Raw genomic sequence first — 18,205 nt, forward strand, 5'->3', positions numbered from 1 at the left:
GCGTCTTTTCAGATCAATCGGCTACTGTAAATTTACCAAGTAGTATTATCTAACTATTTTGACCCAATCTCATCTTTTTTTCAGAAATTTCGATATACCACCACGTAAGAAATAGCCAATGATAGGTGCTACTACAAATAAAATAAAAAAGATTCTAAATATATGGAAACTAGAAATCATTGCCACATCTGCCCCAGTTGCCACTGCGACTAAAACAATTTGACTCATACCTCCCGGCGCCCCACCTAAAAATAATTCATTAATATTATTATTTGTAAACAGATGCACAATATATACCATGATAAATGATCCAATGATTAAAAAGACATTTTGATAAATAATAGCTACGGCAATACGACCTTTTAAATCTGAGAGTAAATTGGCAATCTGTAGTCCGATTCTAATCATATATATCACTTGTGCAGAAGCAAGGATATAGTTATCCAATGTAAATATGTGTTGTGTCGACAAATTCCAAATAACCAAAACTAATATAGGCGCTAATAATTGTTTAGTAGGAAAATTAATTTTCGCCATAAAACTATAGACAATGGCAATACAACACATGAGTAATACTACTTGCGATAAGTTAAGTACTTCTGTTAATGGTGGTGCTTTCAAAGGCGTTACTCCATTATCACCATGGCTACTAAAGAAATATGAAATCATTGGTACTAATATCACTACAAAAATGACTCGAGACGTTTGCGTTAAACTCACCACGAGTATATTTGCATTTTTATTTTCCTCAGCCATGATCAACATTTGACTTAATGCACCGGGTATAACACTTAATATCGCCGTTTCAGTGTTAACATTTGCTATTTTCTTAAAAAAGAATGCTATCAGTAGCGATAAAATGATGAGTAATAGTGTAACAATAATAATTGTCAGCCAATCATCATTGATATCGTGAAGCACTTCAGTCGTGAATGTCGATCCAATTTGAACACCTAATAAAATAAGTCCAATCTGACTGAACCAAAAAGGCCATTTAACCTCTAATTTAAATACTTTAATGACAATTATTGATGCAATAATAGGACCAAACATAAATGGTAAAAGAATATGTGCAACATGCAGTATCAAGCTTATTACAATTGCTGTCACTAAAAGAATAAAGTTATTGATCCATATTTTTTTCATTATGCATCCACTTCTTTCATTAAAAATGAGGTTAAGACATCATCGAGTTGAAAGTCCTAACCTCATTCTATTTCATAACATTATACAATACGACTTAGAGCAGTATCAAATGCTTGGATGGTTTTTTCAATGTCTTCTTTACTATGTGCTGTAGATAAGAAAGTACCTTCAAATTGAGATGGTGGTAAGAATACCCCTTCTTTTGCCATTTCACGATACATTTGACTAAATCGTTCTAAATCACTTTTATTTGCTTCTTCAAAATTAGTGACAGGTCCTTCATTTAAGAAGTATCCAATCATAGAACCAGCTCTATTTATAGTGATTGGGACGTTATGTTTACTGAAGACTTTTTTAAGTCCCTCTTCTAACATATCACCTAATTCTTGGAAATATTCATATGACTCAGGTGTTAATTGACTTAATGTTTCATAACCACTTGTCATCGCTAACGGGTTACCTGAAAGTGTTCCTGCTTGATAAATATTACCTACTGGCGCAATTTTATCCATTATTTCTTTTTTACCACCAAAAGCACCTACTGGTAGTCCGCCACCGATAACTTTACCTAAGCAAGTAAGATCTGGTGTAATACCAAAGTAACCTTGTGCACAATTGTATCCTACTCGGAAACCTGTCATAACCTCATCAAAAATAAGAAGTGCACTATAATCATTTGTAATATCACGTAATCCTTGTAAAAATCCATCTTTAGGTGGAACAACACCCATATTACCTGCAACAGGCTCTACAATAATCCCAGCTATATCATCCCCGTAATTCTCAAATGCAACTTTAATTGCATCAAGATCATTATAAGGAACGGTGATTGTATTTTTAGCAGTGCCTTCAGGTACACCAGGTGAATCAGGTAAGCCAAGTGTTGCTACACCAGAACCCGCTTTAATTAATAATGAATCACTATGGCCGTGATAACATCCTTCAAATTTAACGATCTTATTACGTCCTGTATAACCACGAGCCAATCGTAAAGCTGCTAATGTTGCTTCAGTTCCAGACGAAACCATACGTACCTTTTCAATTGATGGCACGCGTTCGATAACTAATTCAGCAAGTTTATTTTCCTCTAAAGTAGATGCACCAAAACTTGTGCCTCTATCTACAGCTTCATGAAGTTTCTTAATGACTTGTTCATTCTTATGTCCTAGAATTAATGGCCCCCAACTTAATACATAATCAATATATTCATTGCCATCAATATCATAAATTCTTGATCCTTTAGCATGATCCATAAAAATTGCTGGTGTATCTACAGATTTAAATGCTCTTACAGGGCTATTAACACCACCTGGCATTAGATTTTCAGCAACTTGCATAGCCTCTATCGATTTCTCGTAACCCATATCAAAGTCCTCCTACTAGTTATTTTATTTATCTAAATAACGACAAATGTCTTTAGCAAAGTAAGTAATAATCATATCTGCGCCAGCGCGTTTCATAGAAACCATTTGTTCCATAACAACACGTTCTTCATCAATCCAACCATTTTGAGCTGCAGCTTTCGTCATCGCATATTCACCACTAACATTATAAGCGATAACAGGAATATTTGTATTATTTTTAACATCTCTAACAATATCTAAGTAACTTAAGGCAGGTTTTACAATCATCATATCTGCGCCTTCTTTTAAGTCACTTTCAAGTTCACGGAATGCTTCTAAACGATTTGCAGGATCCATTTGATATGTTTTTCTATCTCCAAATGACGGTGCAGAGTCTGCCGCATCTCTGAATGGTCCAAAGAAGCTTGATGCGTATTTAATGCCATAACTCATAATTGGAACATTATAATAACCTGCGTCATCCAAGCCTTTTCGAATTTCAGCGACAAAACCATCCATCATATTACTTGGTGCAATAATATCAGCACCTGCTTCAACTTGTGAAAGGGCCGTTCTAACAAGCAATGGTAAGGATTTATCATTATCTACATCATGCGTATGCTCATCAATAACACCGCAATGACCGTGGTCTGTATATTCACATAAACATGTATCTGCAACGATTAATAAATCTTGATGCAATGCTTTGGCTTTTCTAGTCGCTTCTTGAATAATGCCATTATGATCATATGCACCTGAACCTACATCATCTTTAGCATTCGGTACACCAAAGAACATAATCGCTCTTATACCTAAGTCATATGCCTCATTAATTTCATCATCTAACAAATTTAAACTGATTTGATAAACGCCAGGAAGTGATTTTATTTCACTTTTTACATCATCTTTTTCAACTACAAATATTGGGTAAATTAAATCTTCTTTTCTAACATGATTTTCTCTAACTAAATTACGCATTGATTCTGATGAACGTAATCGTCTATGTCTATCAAATTTCATTATTATACCAACTTTCAATAATTTTATTTATGAGCGATTCTGAAGTTTGTTTATCTGCTACCAATGAATTTAAACCATGTTGATGTAATGTGTTTGCAGTTTGCTTTCCTATTGCAAAATAGTTATCAAACTGTTTCGGCACATTATGCTTAATATATGCGTTTACAGCAGAAGAACTTGAAAACGTTATAGCATCAATCTTATGACTTTCGACTTGTTGAATCACTTCACTAATATTTCTATCATTCGCAATAGGTTCATATAAATCGATTTTGGTCACATTATTAGTTTGTGCTAACGTTTGTTGAAGTTTAGGTCGTGCCATAGCACTACTTGGTATTAAAATAGATTGATTTTCTTGTTTAAACTGTTCTAACAACCCTTCTTGAGAGTAATCATCAGGAACAAAGTCCACATTAATATTTAACGTTTCACATAGTTCTGCTGTTTTCTTGCCAATAACTGCTACAAAGTTAACATCTACTTGATTCAAATATTGATAAAATAATCGAACCGCATTTTTAGAGGAAAAAATAATCCAGTCATAATTATGATGCAAAACTTGAGTGTCAAATTCAAGTGATTGAATTTCAATAAATGGCTTATGCACTATGTCAACTAAATCACTATTAAATTCACTCGATTGCGTCATAACTACAACTGGTTTCATAATTCATTACACCTCTAAAATTTGGTTTAATGCGATTGTTCTTCGTTTAATTTTTTTATGATGTCATAAGCGCCTTGTTCTTTTAATACACGACTGACTTTTTCACCTAAATCAATTGGATTGCTACCAACTTCTGTATGTTCATATCTTTCTGAGCCATCTGGCGTCATAATGAGCCCAGTAAATTCAATTTCCCCATTTTCTTTGTTTGTGGCATAACCACCAATGGGTACTTGGCAACTTCCATCCATAGCCGAAAGGAATGTTCTTTCAGCAGTAACACAGTCTGCTACAGATTGATTATGGACTTTCTGTAATAATTCTAATAACTCGGTATCATCACTACGACATTCAATACCTAATGCACCTTGGCCGATAGCTGGTAATAAAACGTCTTTATCTAAATACGTTGTAACAATGTCATCTGACCAACCCATGCGTCTCAATCCAGCAGCAGCTAAAATAATGGCATCATAATCTTCAGTTTCAAGTTTATGAAGGCGCGTGTCAATATTACCTCTTATCCATTTTATTTCTAAATTAGGATATTTAGATAAAATTTGAGCACCACGTCTTAACGAACTTGTTCCAATTATACTACCGTCTGGTAATTCATGTAATGGAACATGATTTTTTGAAATATAAGCATCAAACGGTACTTCCCTATCTGGAATACAACCTAATGTTAAACCTTCAGGTATAATGCTTGGCACATCTTTAAGTGAGTGAATCGCCATGTCGATATCTTTATCAAAAAGTTCTTGCTGAATCTCTTTGACGAATAGCCCTTTACCACCAACTTTAGATAGTTGTTTGTTTACAATGCGATCACCTTTTGTGACAATCTCTTTAATTTCAATTTCTAGAGTTGGATCCACTTCTTTTAACTTATCGATAAATTGTTGGCTCTGTGTTAAAGCAAGTTTACTTCTACGTGAGCCTACAACTAATTTGCGCATACTTGTTGCCTCCTAATGACATTTAAAAAATTTAAGTGAAATGCGTTGTAAAAAATAAATTAACCATACATAAGCAAAATAACACAATGTTAAAGTAGATTAAATAAATTGTTTTAAACCAGTGATTGATACGACTTATTAAATAAATAGCGTAGAAAATAGTAATAATTGACGATAATACCACTTTAGGGTCAGCAAAGATACTATGACCTATGGCATACACGCCCCACTGAGCACCTAGGATAACACTTAAAATTAAGATGATGAATCCACCTAAAGATGAGTAGAACACAACGGTTTCAAGTGTAGCTACGCTACCAATCCTAAAATACTTTTGATCAAAATTCTTCTCTCTCAAATTTCGGTACTGAATAATATAAAGCAACGAATTAACAAAAGCTAAGGCAAAAAATGCATAACTTAATACTGCTAATCCAATATGCACTAACAATAATTCATTAATAACTGCAACCCGTTGCACGTTTGTTGAATAATGTTCAGGTTGAAACGTATTCATCATTAATAAGATAAATCCTATTACATTAAGAAAGAACACAGAAAAACTTAATACTTTAACAACATTTAAAATCAGTGCAATACATATGATTATCCACGATAAAAAGAAAAATACATCAAATAACGAACTTAATGGAATTCTATTATGTGAAGTGATATAAACAGACAAAGAGATTGTTTGTAATATCCAAACAATCCCTAATGTATAAATTCCCAATTGTCTAATTTTATGACTCTTTTTTACGAAGTCAATAAAATAACAGAGAATACTAATTAAATATATAATTAATATTATTTCATGAAATCTAATAAACAGGGTCTCTTGCATATTATCACCATATAAATATGCTTATTCAAAACTAAAGATATGACGGATAGACATTTCTTTTTCTTTTTGTACTTTACGCGCTTTAATATGTTCGTAAGGATCTTCAGCATCAATATCAAATATGTTTTGAAATAGCTCTAATTTTTCATTACTTCTCTTATCATTACTCAATTCTTTAGCCTGTTTTATTGGATCTTTCAACATTTGATTGATAATACTTTTAGTGTGTTTCGAAATTATTGTACGTTCTCTATCTGTAAGATTAGGAAGCTTTCTGTCAATACTATCCATCGTTTCTGATTGGATTGTCATTGCTTTTTCACGTAACGCTCTAATAACAGGTACAACGCCTAACATATTCACCCAATCGTTATGTGCTTGTACTTCATCAGGAATCTGACTAGCTATAAAATCTGCAGCCATTTGACGTTCTCGTAAGTTTGCATCAACTAAACCTTTAAGGTCATCCACATCATAACTGAATATATTCTCACTAATGTTAATATCTGGTTCAATATCTCTAGGAACTGCAATATCAATTAACAGTAATGATGAAGCTTTTCTTTGAAGATTGACATCTTCTATCATAGATTTTGTAACAATAAAATCTGGTGAACTTGTTGAACTGATAACAATATCCGCATCAGTCAATAGAGTTGGTAATGACTCAAGTGTATTATAATTCACGCCGTGCTTGTTTGCTAATTTATACGCATTAGTTTCAGTTCGATTTACAACAGTAATATCATCAATACCTGAACCTAATAAATTTAAAAGTGATAACTCACTCATTTCCCCTGCACCTATGATGATAGCTTGTTTACCTTTTAGTTTACCAAATACCTTTTTAGCTAATTCAACCGCAGCATATGAAACACTAACAGCATTATCTGCTATATCAGTTTCATTATGCGCTTTTTTAGCAAATGTAATAGCCTGCTTAAATAAATGATTGAACATTGTACCAGTTGTTTGAAGATCTTGAGCTAAAAAGAATGCGTCTCTCATTTGTCCAAGAATTTGTGTTTCACCCAGTACAATAGAATCTAAGCCAGAAGTGACACGCAGTAAATGTTCAACTGCTTCGTCCCCCACTTTAACTTCTGACATTTGTTTTATATCATCTACTTCAAATCCAAATGAACGCGCTAAAAATCTTTGTATATAATAACGACCTGTATGGATTTGATCAACTATGGCATATACTTCAGTACGATTACATGTAGATAGAATAACGTTCTCTAAAATAGATTTAGTTTCGAACAAATCTTCATGGGCTAATCGTAAGGCATCATCTCTAAAAGCGACTTGCTCTCTAAGTGCTACATCGGCAGTGCGATGATTTATACTTAAAGCAATAAAATGCATTTATAACGCCCTCCAAATACTAACAATACTGTTAGTATAACACATAATTTAACGATTTTAAGTTGATTGCTCAAACAAATTAGAAAGATTCTAATTTAAAGTCAAAATTTTGACACTTTAAACATAAAACAATCTAAACAAAAGTTTCATCTTTGTTTAGATTGTAATGATTATAAATAATTAGCAATTAAATCCCATATTTGCTGTTGTTTAGTATTTTGAATTGATGAGTAACTAATGATCGTGTCATCAGGATCTAAATCTAATTTTTCTTTAATATTTTTGATGTGCTTTTGAACTTTGCCTTTAGCAATCTTGTCCTCTTTAGTACAGATGACTAAAGTAGGAATATCAAAATGTTTTAAATAATTATACATTAAAACATCATCTTCCGTAGGATTGTGGCGTAAGTCAACTAATTGAATAACTAACTTTAAACTTTCTCTTTTAGTTAGATACTCTTCTATCATTTTACCAAATTTCTCACGTTGAGATTTACTTACTTTTGCATATCCATATCCAGGTACATCAACAAATATTAATTGATCATCAATATTAAAGAAATTTAATGTTTGTGTTTTCCCTGGTTGTTGTGACGTACGTGCCATATTTTTTCTACCTATCATACTATTTATAAATGAGGATTTACCGACATTTGAACGTCCGCTTAACGCTACTTCAGATAAACCTGTATCTGGATACTGTGCTTCTTGAACTGCACTAATAATTAAATCAATATTATTAGGGTTAATATTCATAGATTATCCTCTCTTTTAGAATTATTTTTAACTGTTTCATTATAATATATATTGTGATATTTCTAAACAAACAATTACTCAAAATAAAAAAAGAGTGGAACGGAATTCAAATTGAATTCGAGGTCCCACTCCAATTTATAATTGTCTTGAATTTCTTTAACACTAGTGACTGTGAATCATTAAAGCATATTAAGCAATATATTTAATTAAGCAGATGTTTTACTATCATTCAATAAGTTGCCTTCAGCGTCATATAGTTCTGGTTCAACTTCATCATTAATTGTTTTATCTGTAATTACGACTTTAGTTACATCTTCTGATGATGGCACATCATACATGATATCAATTAATGCTTCTTCAATAATAGAACGTAAGCCACGTGCACCTGTTTTACGTTCAATTGCTTTTTCACTTACAGCAGCTAATGCTTCTTCTGTAAATTCTAACTCGACATTATCAAGTTCTAACATTTTAGTATATTGTTTTACTAAAGCGTTCTTAGGTTGCGTTAAAATATTTTTAAGCGCCTCTACATCTAATGTTTCTAAGTTAGCAACAATTGGCACACGTCCGATAAACTCAGGAATCAAACCATATGATTGTAAATCTTCTGGGCGAATTTGTTCTAACAATGCTTCTTCATCATATTTATCCGCCTCATTACTTGCAAATCCAATTACTTTTTCACCTAAGCGACGTTTAATAACTTCATCGATGCCATCAAACGCACCACCTAAAATGAATAAGATATTCGTTGTATCAATTTGGATTAATTCTTGGTTTGGGTGTTTACGTCCACCTTGTGGTGGCACGCTAGCAGTCGTGCCTTCAAGAATTTTAAGTAAAGCTTGTTGAACACCTTCACCAGATACATCACGTGTAATAGACGTATTTTCAGATTTTCGAGCAATCTTATCAATCTCATCAACATAGATAATACCTTTTTCAGCTTTATCAATATCAAAGTCAGCTGCTTGAATTAATCGTAATAGAATATTCTCTACGTCATCACCAACGTAGCCAGCTTCTGTTAAACTTGTAGCATCTGCAATTGCAAATGGGACGTTTAACGTTTTGGCTAATGTTTGTGCGAGTAAAGTTTTACCGCTACCAGTTGGTCCTATTAACGCAATGTTACTTTTTTGTAACTCGACTTCGTCTTCATTAGGTCCTAATTGTTGAATTCGTTTGTAGTGATTATATACAGCTACTGCTAAAGATTTTTTAGCTTTTTCTTGACCAATAACATATTCATTTAAATGATCCATAATTTCTTTCGGTGTAGGCAGTTCAGTAAATTCTTCAGAAGTCGTTTGAGCCAACTCTTCTTCCACAATTTCTGAACATAATTCGATACACTCATTACAGATATATACGCCACTTCCTGCGACTAATTTCTTAACTTGGTCTTGGTCCTTACCACAGAAAGAACATTTTAAATTTTCTTCATCTTCATTGAATTTAAACATTCATTTACACCTCTATTCTTAAACGACTATACTAGATAGCATTCTACAATGCAAATTCATGGTTAACAACTAAAATGCTTAAAACATAGAGTAGCAGGTTACATATATTGATGCACCTGCTACTTTAAATTTTAATTATTAATTTAACAATGAATTATTATTTGTCTTCTTTTGTAGATTCAGCGTATTTAGCATTGTCTCTAAGTAAGTCAATAACTTTTTGAATACGTACATCATTTTTAATGATATCTGTATTACCTAAAGTGTTTTTAATATCTTCTACAGAGATATTAAATTGTTTACTCATTTTTTCTAATTCTTTATCGATATCTTCATCAGTTGCTTCAATATTTTCTTTATCTGCAATTGCTGAAAGTGTTAAGTTTGTTTTAATGCGTTGTTCAGCATCATCTTTCATTTGTTCTCTTAATTGAGACTCATCTTGACCTGAAATTTGGAAATAAGTTTGTAAGTCTAATCCTTGTTGTTGAATTCTTTGACCAAACTCTTGAATCATACGATCTAATTCAGTGTCAATCATTGCTTGAGGAATATCGATTGTTACATTATCAGTTGCTTTGTTAATTGCTTCTTCTTTTTCTACATTTTTAGCTTCTTCAGCTTTTTGTTCTGATAAACGTTTACGTAAGTTTTCTTTGTATTCATCAACACTATTAGCTTCAGAATCTAATTCATTAGCGATTTCGTCATCTAATTCTGGTACTTCTTTATATTTAATTTCATTTACTTTTGTTTTGAAAGTAGCTTCTTTACCAGCTAATTCTTCAGCATGGTATTCTTCAGGGAATGTAACAACTACGTCTTTTTCTTCACCTGTTTTAACGCCTACTAATTGATCTTCAAATCCAGGGATAAATGAACCTGAACCGATTTCAAGATCATAACCGTCTGCTTGTCCACCTTCAAATTGTTCACCGTCTACATAGCCATCAAAGTCGATATTCACTGTATCACCATTTTCAACAGCGCCATCTTCTTTAACTACCATATCAGCTAAGTGACCTAAGCTGTGGTCAATCGCTTCTTGTAAATCTTCATCAGTTAATTCTGAATCTTGTTTTTCAATTTCTAAACCTTTGTAATCACCTAATTGAACTTCTGGTTCAACCGTTACAGTAGCTTCAAATTCGAAATCTTTACCTTTTTCAATTTGTGTAACATTAATTTCAGGTTGTGCTACTGGATTAATACCAGTTTCATCAATCGCTTCACCATAAGCTTCAGGTAATAGAATGTCTACTGCATCTTGATATAATGCTTCTACACCGAAACGTTGTTCAAAGATAGGACGAGGCACTTTACCTTTACGGAAACCAGGCACGTTAATTTGTTTAACTACTTTTTTAAATGCTTGATCTAATGCTTTGTCTACTTTTTCTGCTGGAACTGTAACTTTTAATAAACCTTCGTTACCTTCCTTTTTTTCCCAAGTTGCTGTCATGTATAAATACCTCCATGATTACATTTTTATTTTTTCAACTTCCCTATTATAGCACACGTCCAATACGGACACAAACAGTCTTTTATAGGGCTTTAAAACACTTTTAAATTTCAATAATCTAACTTTAACGAATTCATTTAATATTATAAAATAATTTGCTCAAAGTTGACCATCAAGTTGATGAATTAAATTTAATACGTCTAAATTAGCTTCCGTACTTTCTATACCAATCATTGATTTAAAGTAAACATCATATCCCACAATCCAATCTTCATAATCAAACAATTCATATATATTAAGTGGATATAATAATATCGCATGGTTATTCATTGCATGTATGGCTTCATCTATGATGTTTAGTGCGCCATTCTCTAAACGATCAATGACTTTAGGAATAACTTGAGTTTTAAGTTCAGTATGTTCTAGGCCATTAAGCTCAGATGGAATAACTTTAATGGCGTGACCCATCTTATTTATCGAAATCGCTGAATGATATCCAGCAAACCTTAAGAATTCGATCATTAAACTTTTTAAATTATCTGCTTCTACCTCATTGGCTAGCAAAAAGGCAATGGTTTCTTTAAATTCATAGTGGCCATTATCAATCAATTTAAGAATTAATTGAATTTGTTCGTTTAGGTTCAAGGTGTTGAATTTAGTCAACATTTGACTAGTTATATGTTTAGCTTCATTCAACTGTGATTGCGCATATTCTTTTAGTGGGAATAGCGCCATTCTAGTTTTATGACTTTGAACTTCATCTATGATCTGATTAATAACATTGACGGATTCATAGTACTGTCCAAGACCATTTAACGCTTTGATGTAATATAACATTAACTCATCATATTGTTGAATCCCTCTTTTCAAGAGTACAATAGCCTCTTCTCTTAACTCTAAAAAAGAATTTAAATGATACAGCATATTACATTTAATTAAAGCTAGTGTTTCGTCTAATTCAAATTGAGTCTCATAATTTTCAAATAATTGGTATAGCATTTCATATTGTTGCTTATTATGTGCTACTTTAATATCTTTATATAGTTTTTGTTGCAATTTCGGAAAAGGGATAATATCAGACATTTCATCTCCCTCCTATAACTCTTTTAAAATCAATGCACTCCATGTTTCAAAATCATCATAATTATCAATGTTTTCTTTCTCCAACCATTGAACTTTTAATGTATCTGTTTCACGAACTTCAATATCATTTGAGTTAACTTTAATTTTAAAAACTACACCGATATGTACTTTGCCAACATCATTTGTATCATCATTTATAAATCCAATATATTCCATGTTTTGAGAGTTTGCTTCAGATAATCCTACTTCCTCTTCAAGTTCTCTTTGAGCATTTTCTCTTAAAATTTCATTAATCGAACTCGCGCCTATTACATCATTCATGTGTCCGCCCACACCAATAGATGATTGACCGTGTAAACGTGATTCTCCACCACCACTTAACCTTTTATAAATTAGCAATTCATTTTTTTCATTTTCTAGTAAGCAATATGAAATTAATTGTTTATATGAAGGGTCCTCTTCCATATCTCCACGTCGTTTAACTTCATATTTAGAAAAAGTATTAAATATTGCTTTGCCTTGTGGATCATTTTTAGTTAAAAACCCATTAAAGGCATTTGATTCTTCTTCAAAAAGAATATCTCTTGGTACTACTATAATTTGCTCATCATATTTAGACATAGTGTTCTCCTTACAATAATTTCTTAATTAGCATTTTATCAAACTCAATCACCAAAGAACAAATAAAGGTGCATGAACGATTTATAATTTCAATTATTAATTATTTGAAAACAAAAAAAGATGACTTCAAAGTCATCTTTAATAAATCAATTATTTTAAAGCTTCTTTAGCTTTTGATACTAATTCAGCGAATGCTTTTTCATCTGAAATAGCTACTTCAGAAAGCATTTTACGGTTAATATTGATGTCTGCTTTTTTCAAGCCGTTCATTAATCTTGAATAGCTCATGTCATGTTGACGTGCAGCTGCATTGATACGTGTAATCCATAATTTACGGAAGTCACGTTTACGTTGACGACGGTCACGGAAAGCGTATTGACCTGATTTCATTACTTGTTGTTTTGCTACTTTATATAATGTGTGTTTAGCACCGAAGTAACCTTTAGCTAATTTAATCGTTTTTTTACGACGTGCTCTTGTTACTGTTCCACCTTTAACTCGTGGCATATTAAATTCCTCCTTAGATATAACAATGATTTATCATTCGTTTATTAATGACAATTATTTTTTATAAGCTAATAATTGTTTTACGCGTTTCATATCGCTTTTAGAAACTAATTTAGCTTTACGTAATTTACGTTTTTGTTTAGTGTTTTTATTTGCGAATAAGTGAGATGTGAAAGCTCTTGAACGTTTTAATTGACCTGAACCAGTTCTTTTAACACGTTTAGCTGCTCCACGGTGAGTTTTCATTTTTGGCATGATTCATTTCCTCCTAATAATAATGAATTATTTTTCGTTAACAGGCGCTAACATGATAAACATTTGACGCCCTTCCATTTTAGGTTTCTGTTCAACAGTGGCAATATCTTTACATTCGTCAGCGAATTTTTCTAATACGCGTTGACCAATTTCTTTATGCGTAATTGCACGACCTCTAAAACGAATAGAAACTTTACATTTATCGCCTTTAGATAAGAATTTACGACCATTTTTCAACTTAGTTTGGAAATCGTGTTCCTCAATTGTTGGACTTAAGCGTATTTCTTTAACATTGATAACTTTTTGTTTCTTTTTCATTTCTTTTTCTTTTTTCTGTTGTTCGAATTTATATTTACCATAATCCATGATTCTCGCAACAGGTGGTTTAGCATTTGGTGCTACAACTACTAAATCTAATTCAACACGTTCAGCCATTTCTAATGCTTCTCGTTTTGATTTAACACCAATTTGGTCACCATTTTGGCCAATTAAACGTAATTCTTTAGCGCGAATCTTTTCGTTAACTTGCGTTTGATCTTTTGCTATGGTTGACACCTCCCAAAATTTTACGAAATTTTCCAAGCAAAAAGAGCGAGCATAGAATGCCCGCTCTTCTCTCATACACATATAATGTGTGACATGATTAACCTGCCAACTGCTTAATGCGTCGCTACAGGTGAGAAACGGGTGTTTCTACTTGGTACGTTTCGTATTCAACGTTATTAATCATATCAGTGTATGTGGTATAAGTCAACAAGTATTTTTAATTTAATGATGTTTTACTTCATCCATTGATACATCTTGTCTTAAGTCTACTTTATCCAATGGAATCATCTTAGTTTTATATCTCAATTTATGATAAATAAAGAACACTAAGAATACTGGAATACCCATGTATGTGATAACAAATCGATTTAAATCAAAATGACCTGTTTTAATGAAATCAACATCTTGCCCAATGATAACAATCACACAAAGTATCCCTGCAAAAATTGGACCGAATGGGAACCATTTTGCTTTATATTTTAATTCTCTCTTACTGTGATGTTGTTTTTCAAATGCGCGTCTAAATCTATAATGACTAATCGCAATACCAACCCATGCGATAAAGCCTGTCATACCACTTGCAGCAACAATATATTCATATGCGTCACCACTTAGTTTTTGGACTAAGAAAATAATAACAACTAAAATCGCTGTCGCAAATAATGATAAGTATGGCACACCATATTTATTCGTTTTACCAAATGAATGGAAAGCTAATTTATCTTTACTCATAGAATATAACATTCGTGTTGATGCATACATACCTGAGTTACCTGCAGATAATACAGAAGTTAAAATAACTGCATTCATAAATGATGCTGCAAAGGCTAAACCAGCATTTTTAAATACAAGTGTAAAAGGTGACGTAGCAATATTGTCATCGCCACCCATTAAAGCATTGCTATCATAAGGAATTAACATACCAATAACAAATATCGCTAAAATATAGAATAGTAATATTCTCCAGAATACTTGTTTAATGGCTTTTGGAACTGCGCGCTCTGGATTTTCAGATTCTCCAGCAGTAATACCAATTAATTCAGTACCTTGGAATGAGAATCCAGCAACTAAGAATACACCTAGAATTGATAGTAAACTGCCGCCTAGGTTGCCACCTAAAATAGGTCCTTCACCCTTAGTAAATGTATCAAAGCCTACAAATTCGCCACCCATGATACCTAATATCGTTAACAAACCAATGACGATAAAGATGATAACTGTTACGACTTTGATTAATGCGAACCAATATTCACTTTCTCCATAAACTCTCACTGATAAAGAATTCAAAGCGAATATAATGACTAAGAAAATGCAACTCCATATCCAAGCTGGAATGCCAGCCATAGGTGTCCAATATTGAATAACTTGAGCAGCTATTGTAACATCCGCTGCAACTGTAATAACCCAGTTAAACCAATAATTCCATCCTAACGCAAATCCTAAAGATGGATCTACGAATCGTGTTGCATAAGTACTGAATGATCCAGAAACCGGTAGATATGTTGCCATTTCACCAAGAGATGTCATTAGGAAAAACACCATCGCACCTATAATGGCATATGCAATTAAAGCACCTAATGCACCAGCATCATGTATTGCACCACCAGATGTCATGAATAATCCAGTTCCTATACAACCTCCCATAGCGATCATAGAAATATGGCGATCTTTCAATCCTCTTTTGATACCGTCATTTTGACTTTCAACTTTTCTCATAGAAGCTCCCTTTCTTACAGTAGAGGCTAACTAAAATCGTTTTGTTGTGTTATGCGATGATTATGAACGCATTCAATTAATACTTTCAAACCATTTTTCATACTTTTTAAAGCACATAAAAATGGTTGCATACCTTAAGATATGCAACCATTTGCTTAATCTATTTCGGTAGCACATCACAAATTGTGACAGTACAGTTTCTGTTCGATAACTGTCCCAACAAATGATCTTTAAGGATATCATTCATTTCGGCATCTTTACCTTTCACACTTTCAACATACGTTCCCTAATAACTTCTGAAGTGTTACTCATTAAAAACGCAACCTCTAACTCATTTTTATTTAACTATATAGTAATATACATTATGCTGTCTTTTTTATCAAGACTATCTGCGTTTTTTCAAACGAATTTCATCAACTAAATTCCAAATGAATTCATCTTTTTCAACTGTGTCTTGATCTTGAGAACCATACTTACGTACATTAACCTCGTTATTTTCAACTTCTTTATCGCCTACTACAACTTGATAAGGTATTTTTTGCATTTGGGCTTCACGTATTTTGTAACCCATTTTTTCATTACGGTCATCAATTTCTACACGAACACCTTGTGATTTTAATTCATCTTGTAAATTTCTAGCATAATCATAATGTAAGTCTACATTAACTGGGATAATTTCAACTTGTTTTGGTGCTAACCATGTTGGGAAGGCACCTTTTGTTTCCTCAGTTAAGAAGGCTACGAAACGTTCCATAGTTGAAACGACACCACGATGAATAACGACTGGTCGATGATTTTCACCATCACTACCGATGTAAGTTAATTCAAATCTTTCTGGTAATAAGAAATCAATTTGCGCAGTAGATAATGTTTCTTCTTTACCCATAGCAGTTTTAACCTGTACGTCTAGTTTTGGACCGTAGAATGCCGCTTCACCAATCGCTTCAACGTATGGTAATCCCATCTCATCAACCGCTTCTTTTAGCATAGTTTCAGCTTTATTCCACATTTCATCGTCATCCATATATTTCTCTTTGTCTTCAGGATCTCTGTAACTTAATCTAAATGTATAATCTTCAAAGCCAAAGTCTCTATATACTTCTTGAATCATATTTACAACACGTTTAAACTCATCTTTGATTTGATCAGGTCTTACAAAAATGTGAGAATCATTTAAAGTCATTCCACGTACACGTTGTAATCCTGATACGGCACCACTCGCTTCATATCTATGCATAGTACCTAACTCAGCAATACGAATAGGTAATTCACGATAAGAATGTGGACGGTTGTTATAAACCATCATATGATGCGGACAGTTCATAGGTCGTAATACCATCTCTTCTGTTTCATCTAATTTCATTGGTGGGAACATATCATCTCTATAATGGTCCCAGTGTCCAGACGTTTTATATAACTCCACATTTGCTAATACAGGTGTATAAACATGGTCATATCCCATACTTACCTCTTTATCAACAATGTAGCGTTCAATTTCACGACGGATTGTAGCACCGTTTGGTAACCATAATGGTAATCCAGCCCCTACTAATTGGTTATTAGTGAATAGTTCTAAATCTTTACCAATACGGCGATGATCTCGTTCACGACGTTCTTCAAGCATTTCTAAATGTGCTTTTAAATCTTTTTTATCGAAAAAGGCTGTACCATAAATACGTTGTAACATTTTATTATTGCTGTCTCCACGCCAATAGGCACCAGCAGTTGAAAGTAACTTAAATTCTTTAATTTTAGAAGTTGAAGGAACGTGCACACCGCGACATAAATCCGTAAATTCACCTTGAGAATATAACGTTACACTCTCATCTTCGGGAATAGCATCGATTAATTCTAATTTATATGGATCATCTTTGAAGAAAGCTTTGGCTTCATCTCTAGATACAACTTTGCGTTCAATTTTATGATTTTCATTAACAATTTGTTTCATTGTTTTTTCAATTTTTTCAAAGTCATCTGATGAAACTTTTTCGTCCATATCAAAATCATAATAAAAACCGCCATCTATAACCGGTCCAACACCAAATTTCACATCACCGTATAAACGTTTTAAAGCTTGAGCCATTAAATGCGCAGTAGAATGGCGTAAAACTTCAAGTGCTTCATCACTACCAGGTGTTACAATTTCAATACTTCCATCTTCTTCTAATGGTCTTGTTAAATCCACCATTTGATTATTAAATTTACCAGCCACAGCTTTTTTTCTTAATCCTGGGCTAATTGATTGTGCTATATCTTCAGTTGTTGTTCCTTTATCAAACGCTTTCGAATTACCATCTGGAAATTGAACATTGATTTGATCCATTTATAAAACCTCCGTAATTAAATTCTATTTTCGTTGAAATAAAAAAACTCGCCCCCCTAAAAAAGGGACGAGTTTGTCGTGGTACCACCCTAGTTATTTAGCAATTGCTAAACAT

Annotated in this window: 17 protein-coding genes, 1 riboswitch and 1 other annotated feature; all 17 genes read right to left on the minus strand. The window is 32.9% G+C overall.

Annotated features, from left to right (window positions below):
* Positions 1 to 69 precede the first annotated feature (69 nt).
* Positions 70 to 1,146 (minus strand): AbrB family transcriptional regulator, encoded by a 1,077-nt coding sequence (locus tag KA858_RS02205; RefSeq protein ID WP_210134895.1) that lies wholly within the window; start codon positions 1,144 to 1,146, stop codon positions 70 to 72.
* A gap of 80 nt (positions 1,147 to 1,226) precedes the next feature.
* Positions 1,227 to 2,510, minus strand: coding sequence for a glutamate-1-semialdehyde 2,1-aminomutase (hemL, locus tag KA858_RS02210; protein ID WP_210134896.1), 1,284 nt, complete (start codon positions 2,508 to 2,510; stop codon positions 1,227 to 1,229).
* Positions 2,511 to 2,534: 24 nt separating this feature from the next.
* Entirely contained in the window at positions 2,535 to 3,509 is a 975-nt protein-coding gene (gene hemB, locus KA858_RS02215; protein WP_070854909.1) for a porphobilinogen synthase, read from the minus strand.
* On the minus strand, positions 3,499 to 4,179 hold the full coding sequence (locus tag KA858_RS02220; protein ID WP_210134897.1) for a uroporphyrinogen-III synthase: 681 nt from the start codon (positions 4,177 to 4,179) through the stop codon (positions 3,499 to 3,501). The genes hemB and KA858_RS02220 overlap by 11 nt, the downstream gene beginning before the upstream one ends.
* Before the next feature lie 26 nt (positions 4,180 to 4,205).
* On the minus strand, positions 4,206 to 5,138 hold the full coding sequence (gene hemC / locus KA858_RS02225) for a hydroxymethylbilane synthase (RefSeq protein ID WP_053029590.1): 933 nt from the start codon (positions 5,136 to 5,138) through the stop codon (positions 4,206 to 4,208).
* 31 nt (positions 5,139 to 5,169) lie between these two features.
* Positions 5,170 to 5,982 carry a cytochrome C assembly family protein gene (locus KA858_RS02230; protein ID WP_075108319.1) on the minus strand — a complete coding sequence of 271 codons (813 nt, stop codon included), beginning with the start codon at positions 5,980 to 5,982 and terminating at the stop codon, positions 5,170 to 5,172.
* 21 nt (positions 5,983 to 6,003) lie between these two features.
* The gene (hemA, locus tag KA858_RS02235; RefSeq protein WP_210134898.1) at positions 6,004 to 7,350 is read right to left on the minus strand and encodes a glutamyl-tRNA reductase; all 1,347 of its coding nucleotides are present in this window, start codon (positions 7,348 to 7,350) and stop codon (positions 6,004 to 6,006) included.
* Positions 7,351 to 7,520: 170 nt separating this feature from the next.
* A complete protein-coding gene (yihA, locus tag KA858_RS02240) occupies positions 7,521 to 8,108 on the minus strand; it encodes a ribosome biogenesis GTP-binding protein YihA/YsxC (RefSeq protein ID WP_107629774.1) in 588 nt (195 codons plus the stop codon).
* Between the two features lie 206 nt (positions 8,109 to 8,314).
* Complete coding sequence (gene clpX / locus KA858_RS02245) at positions 8,315 to 9,577, minus strand: ATP-dependent Clp protease ATP-binding subunit ClpX (RefSeq protein WP_070854903.1); 1,263 nt, start codon at positions 9,575 to 9,577, stop codon at positions 8,315 to 8,317.
* A gap of 157 nt (positions 9,578 to 9,734) precedes the next feature.
* A complete protein-coding gene (gene tig / locus KA858_RS02250; protein WP_210134899.1) occupies positions 9,735 to 11,039 on the minus strand; it encodes a trigger factor in 1,305 nt (434 codons plus the stop codon).
* A 159-nt stretch (positions 11,040 to 11,198) separates the two neighbouring features.
* Positions 11,199 to 12,122 (minus strand): hypothetical protein, encoded by a 924-nt coding sequence (locus KA858_RS02255; RefSeq protein WP_210134900.1) that lies wholly within the window; start codon positions 12,120 to 12,122, stop codon positions 11,199 to 11,201.
* 12 nt (positions 12,123 to 12,134) lie between these two features.
* Positions 12,135 to 12,743, minus strand: coding sequence for an NUDIX domain-containing protein (locus KA858_RS02260; protein WP_107629771.1), 609 nt, complete (start codon positions 12,741 to 12,743; stop codon positions 12,135 to 12,137).
* A gap of 150 nt (positions 12,744 to 12,893) precedes the next feature.
* On the minus strand, positions 12,894 to 13,250 hold the full coding sequence (gene rplT, locus KA858_RS02265) for a 50S ribosomal protein L20 (protein ID WP_011275545.1): 357 nt from the start codon (positions 13,248 to 13,250) through the stop codon (positions 12,894 to 12,896).
* Between the two features lie 54 nt (positions 13,251 to 13,304).
* Positions 13,305 to 13,505 (minus strand): 50S ribosomal protein L35, encoded by a 201-nt coding sequence (rpmI, locus tag KA858_RS02270; protein ID WP_002448990.1) that lies wholly within the window; start codon positions 13,503 to 13,505, stop codon positions 13,305 to 13,307.
* Between the two features lie 27 nt (positions 13,506 to 13,532).
* A complete protein-coding gene (gene infC, locus KA858_RS02275) occupies positions 13,533 to 14,060 on the minus strand; it encodes a translation initiation factor IF-3 (RefSeq protein WP_053029651.1) in 528 nt (175 codons plus the stop codon).
* 22 nt (positions 14,061 to 14,082) lie between these two features.
* Positions 14,083 to 14,210, minus strand: a sequence feature (ribosomal protein L20 leader region).
* 63 nt (positions 14,211 to 14,273) lie between these two features.
* Entirely contained in the window at positions 14,274 to 15,767 is a 1,494-nt protein-coding gene (locus tag KA858_RS02280; protein ID WP_053029598.1) for an amino acid permease, read from the minus strand.
* A gap of 161 nt (positions 15,768 to 15,928) precedes the next feature.
* Positions 15,929 to 16,104: riboswitch (Lysine riboswitch) on the minus strand.
* A gap of 48 nt (positions 16,105 to 16,152) precedes the next feature.
* Positions 16,153 to 18,090: a threonine--tRNA ligase gene (thrS, locus tag KA858_RS02285; protein WP_107629770.1), complete on the minus strand. Its 1,938-nt coding sequence runs from the start codon at positions 18,088 to 18,090 to the stop codon at positions 16,153 to 16,155.
* Positions 18,091 to 18,205: the final 115 nt, after the last annotated feature.

Source organism: Staphylococcus sp. GDX8P80P (assembly GCF_017893095.1).
Lineage (GTDB): Bacteria > Bacillota > Bacilli > Staphylococcales > Staphylococcaceae > Staphylococcus > Staphylococcus borealis.

What these genes read in the sequence shown, in the direction of transcription:
- KA858_RS02205 (WP_210134895.1), bottom strand. Translation starts at nt 1,146, where the DNA reads ATGAAAAAAATATGGATCAATAACTTTATTCTTTTAGTGACAGCAATT.
- hemL (WP_210134896.1), bottom strand. Translation starts at nt 2,510, where the DNA reads ATGGGTTACGAGAAATCGATAGAGGCTATGCAAGTTGCTGAAAATCTA.
- hemB (WP_070854909.1), bottom strand. Translation starts at nt 3,509, where the DNA reads ATGAAATTTGATAGACATAGACGATTACGTTCATCAGAATCAATGCGT.
- KA858_RS02220 (WP_210134897.1), bottom strand. Translation starts at nt 4,179, where the DNA reads ATGAAACCAGTTGTAGTTATGACGCAATCGAGTGAATTTAATAGTGAT.
- hemC (WP_053029590.1), bottom strand. Translation starts at nt 5,138, where the DNA reads ATGCGCAAATTAGTTGTAGGCTCACGTAGAAGTAAACTTGCTTTAACA.
- KA858_RS02230 (WP_075108319.1), bottom strand. Translation starts at nt 5,982, where the DNA reads ATGCAAGAGACCCTGTTTATTAGATTTCATGAAATAATATTAATTATA.
- hemA (WP_210134898.1), bottom strand. Translation starts at nt 7,350, where the DNA reads ATGCATTTTATTGCTTTAAGTATAAATCATCGCACTGCCGATGTAGCA.
- yihA (WP_107629774.1), bottom strand. Translation starts at nt 8,108, where the DNA reads ATGAATATTAACCCTAATAATATTGATTTAATTATTAGTGCAGTTCAA.
- clpX (WP_070854903.1), bottom strand. Translation starts at nt 9,577, where the DNA reads ATGTTTAAATTCAATGAAGATGAAGAAAATTTAAAATGTTCTTTCTGT.
- tig (WP_210134899.1), bottom strand. Translation starts at nt 11,039, where the DNA reads ATGACAGCAACTTGGGAAAAAAAGGAAGGTAACGAAGGTTTATTAAAA.
- KA858_RS02255 (WP_210134900.1), bottom strand. Translation starts at nt 12,122, where the DNA reads ATGTCTGATATTATCCCTTTTCCGAAATTGCAACAAAAACTATATAAA.
- KA858_RS02260 (WP_107629771.1), bottom strand. Translation starts at nt 12,743, where the DNA reads ATGTCTAAATATGATGAGCAAATTATAGTAGTACCAAGAGATATTCTT.
- rplT (WP_011275545.1), bottom strand. Translation starts at nt 13,250, where the DNA reads ATGCCACGAGTTAAAGGTGGAACAGTAACAAGAGCACGTCGTAAAAAA.
- rpmI (WP_002448990.1), bottom strand. Translation starts at nt 13,505, where the DNA reads ATGCCAAAAATGAAAACTCACCGTGGAGCAGCTAAACGTGTTAAAAGA.
- KA858_RS02280 (WP_053029598.1), bottom strand. Translation starts at nt 15,767, where the DNA reads ATGAGAAAAGTTGAAAGTCAAAATGACGGTATCAAAAGAGGATTGAAA.
- thrS (WP_107629770.1), bottom strand. Translation starts at nt 18,090, where the DNA reads ATGGATCAAATCAATGTTCAATTTCCAGATGGTAATTCGAAAGCGTTT.